Source organism: Kineococcus auxinigenes (genome assembly GCF_050871525.1).
In the GTDB taxonomy this organism is placed as follows: Bacteria; Actinomycetota; Actinomycetes; order Actinomycetales; family Kineococcaceae; genus Kineococcus.
Genome location: NZ_JBKBCT010000131.1, coordinates 1 through 3497, shown reverse-complemented (window position 1 = coordinate 3497; position 3497 = coordinate 1). Strand labels below are relative to the sequence as shown.

General features: G+C 72.6%; 2 protein-coding genes. Both read left to right on the top strand.

All coding sequences use genetic code 11. From position 1 onward, the window contains the following. Positions 1-154: 154 nt before the first annotated feature. Positions 155-1789, top strand: coding sequence for an ABC-F family ATP-binding cassette domain-containing protein (locus tag ACRYR9_RS19555; protein ID WP_432498959.1), 1635 nt, complete (start codon positions 155-157; stop codon positions 1787-1789). Positions 1790-1888: 99 nt separating this feature from the next. Continuing rightward, positions 1889-3457 (top strand): alanine/glycine:cation symporter family protein, encoded by a 1569-nt coding sequence (locus ACRYR9_RS19550; protein ID WP_432498961.1) that lies wholly within the window; start codon positions 1889-1891, stop codon positions 3455-3457. The last annotated feature ends 40 nt before the right edge of the window (positions 3458-3497 follow it).

Here is a 3497-nt window from a genome sequence, read left to right as displayed (position 1 = left end):
CACCCCCCCGGCGCGCCGCTGATTAACGTGGGGCGGCCCCGGCACCCCCCCCCCCCCCGGGGTATATCTCGCAGGTTTTGGCTACACCCCTCCAAAGACCACGGCGGGGAGCGGAGGGGCGGGGGGAGGGTGCGGGATCGGGGAGGATGGGGGTGTGAGCGCAACCCTCGTCGCCAAGGACCTCAGCGCGGCGCACGGGACGCGCACCCTGTTCTCCGGGCTGGACCTCGTGGTCGCCCCCGGTGACGTCGTCGGCCTGGTCGGCGCCAACGGCGCGGGCAAGTCCACGCTGCTGCGCCTGCTCGCCGGGACCGACGCCCCCGAGTCCGGGGCGGTCACCCTGTCCCCGCCCACCGCGACGGTGGGCTACCTGCCGCAGGAGCCGGAGCGCCGCCCCGGCGAGAGCGTGGCCGCGTTCCTGGCGCGGCGCACCGGGGTCGCCGCGGCGCAGGAGGCGATGGACGCCGCCGCGCAGGGCCTGGCCGAGGGAGCGCCCGGCGCCGACGACCGCTACGCGGACGCCCTGGACCGCTGGCTGGCCCTGGGCGGTGCCGACCTGGACGAGCGCCGCGGCGAGGTCCTGGCCGACCTCGGCCTGGCGGTGGACGTGGACCTGCCGATGCCGGCGCTGTCCGGCGGGCAGGCCGCGCGCGCCGGGCTGGCCGCGCTGCTGCTCTCGCGCCACGACGTCTTCCTGCTGGACGAGCCCACCAACGACCTGGACCTGGACGGCCTGGCCAGGCTGGAGCGGTTCGTGCAGCAGCTGCGCTCCCCCGCCGTCGTCGTCAGCCACGACCGCGAGTTCCTGGCCCGCACCGTGGACCGGGTCGTCGAGCTGGACCTGGCGCAGCAGCTCGTGCGGGTCGTCGGCGGCGGGTACGAGGCGTTCCTGGCCGAGCGGGAGGTGCAGCGCCGCCACGCCCGCGAGGAGTACGAGGAGTACGCCGACACCCGCTCCGGGCTGGAGGCGCGGGCGCGGATGCAGCGGAACTGGATGGCCAAGGGCGTGCGCAACGCCGTGCGCAAGGGCGAGCCGGACAAGATGATCCGGGCGAAGATGCGCGAGGGCAGCGAGAAGCAGGCCGCCAAGGCCCGCCAGACCGACCGGATGATCGAGCGGCTGGAGGTCGTGGAGGAGCCGCGCAAGGAGTGGAAGCTGCAGATGTCCATCGCCGCCGCGCCCCGGTCGGGCTCCGTGGTGGCGACGCTGCGCGGGGCGGTGGCGCGGCGCGGGGCGTTCACCCTGGGGCCGGTGGACCTGCGCGTCGACGCCGGGGACCGCCTGGCCGTGACCGGCCCCAACGGGGCGGGCAAGACGACGCTGCTGCACCTGCTGCTGGGCCGCCTGACCCCGCAGGAGGGCGCCGCCTCGCTGGGCTCGGGCGTGCGGGTCGGGGAGGTGGACCAGGCGCGCGGGCTGTTCCTGGGCGAGGTGCCGCTGGCGCGGGCGTTCGCCGACGCGGTGCCGGAGCAGCCGGACGCGGAGGTGCGCACGCTGCTGGCGAAGTTCGGCCTGAGCGCCGCGCACGTGGGCCGCGCCGCCTCGAGCCTGTCGCCGGGCGAGCGCACCCGGGCGGCGCTGGCGCTGCTGCAGGCGCGCGGGGTGAACCTGCTGGTGCTGGACGAGCCGACGAACCACCTGGACCTGCCGGCGATCGAGCAGCTGGAGCAGGCGCTGGAGGGCTACCCGGGCACGCTGCTGCTGGTCAGCCACGACCGCCGGCTGCTGGAGGCGGTGCGGGTGACGCGCCGGGTGGTCGTGGAGGACGGTGCCGTCCGGGAGCTGTGATCACCCGGGCACGTCCTGCCACGTTACGACTTCGTTGCGGCTGGGCAAGGGCTGCGAGTAGCGGTTGACGCCGCGCCCCGGAAGCGCTTCTCTGCGCCAATGCCATCAGCGACCCTCCACGCCCTCGGGGCCTCCGCCACCGTGGAACCCGACAGCGGCGTGCTCGCCAGCATCGAGTCGAGCGTCGACAGCGTCTTCTCCGACATCGCCACGGCGCTGAGCGACGTCATCTTCTACTCGGTCAGCATCGGCGGGGCCACCTTCCCCCTCATCGTGGGCTGGCTCGTCCTCGCCGGCCTGATCTTCACCGTCTACTTCGGCTTCATCCAGGTCCGGGGCCTGAAGGTCGCGGTCGAGACCATCCGCGGGCGGTTCAGCAGGGACTCCGACCCCGGAGAGGTCACCCACTTCCAGGCGCTGACCAGCGCGGTGTCCGGCACGGTCGGCCTGGGCAACATCGCCGGCGTGGCCGTCGCGGTCACCATCGGCGGCCCGGGCGCCACCTTCTGGATGATCGTCGCCGGCCTGCTCGGCATGTGCACGAAGTTCGTCGAGTGCACCCTGGGCGTGAAGTACCGCGAGGTCCACGAGGACGGCAGCATCACCGGCGGGCCGTTCCGCTACCTCAAGGTGGCGTTCTCCAAGCTGAAGGTGACCTGGGTCGGGACGATCCTCACCGGCATCTTCGCCGTCGCGATCTTCTTCTTCGGCGTGGCCGGCGGCAACATGTTCCAGGCCAACCAGACCTTCGCGCAGTTCCGCAACATCACCGGCGGCGACGACGGCTTCCTGGGCAGCGACGGCGCCGCCTTCGTCTTCGGCGTGGTGCTCGCCGCGCTGGTCGGCCTGGTCATCCTGGGCGGCATCAGCTCCATCGGCCGGGTCACCTCCAGGCTGGTGCCCGCCATGGCGCTCATCTACGTGATCGCCTGCCTCGTCGTGATCATCGGCAACATCGGCCAGGTCCCCGAGGCCGTCAGCGCCATCGTCACCAACGCCTTCAACCCCGAGGGCGTCGCCGGCGGCGTGCTCGGCGCGCTCATCGTCGGCTTCCAGCGCGCGGCCTTCTCCAACGAGGCCGGCATCGGCTCCGCCCCCATCGCCCACTCCGCGGTCAAGACCCACCGGCCCGTCTCCGAGGGCTTCGTGGCCCTGCTGGAGCCGTTCGTCGACACCGTGATCATCTGCACCATGACGGCCCTGACGATCGTCATCGCCAGCCCGCAGAGCTGGCTGGACGCCCGCGAGGAGGTCGCCACCACCGGTTCCACCGGCGCCGACGGCGTGGTCCTGACCTCCGACGCCTTCGAGAGCGTCGTCTCCTGGTTCCCGATCGTGCTGGCCATCGCCGTCGCGCTCTTCGCCTTCTCCACCCTCATCACCTGGAGCTACTACTCCGAGAAGGCCTGGGCGCACTTCTTCGGCCGCTCCAGCGCCAGCCTGCTGACCTTCAAGGTCGTCTACTGCCTCTTCACCGTCATCGGCACGGTGATGACCTTCAGCTCCGTGCTGACGCTGGCCGACGCGATGCTCTTCCTCTGCGCCCTGGTCAACATCATCGGCCTCTACATCCTGGCGCCGGTCGTCAAGGACGAGCTGCGCAGCTACCTCGCCGACCGCCGCAGCGGCAAGCTGGCCCGCGAGGGCGAGGACGTCCCCACCACCTGACCCCCTTCCCCGACGGCCCCGTCACCACCGGTGGTGACGG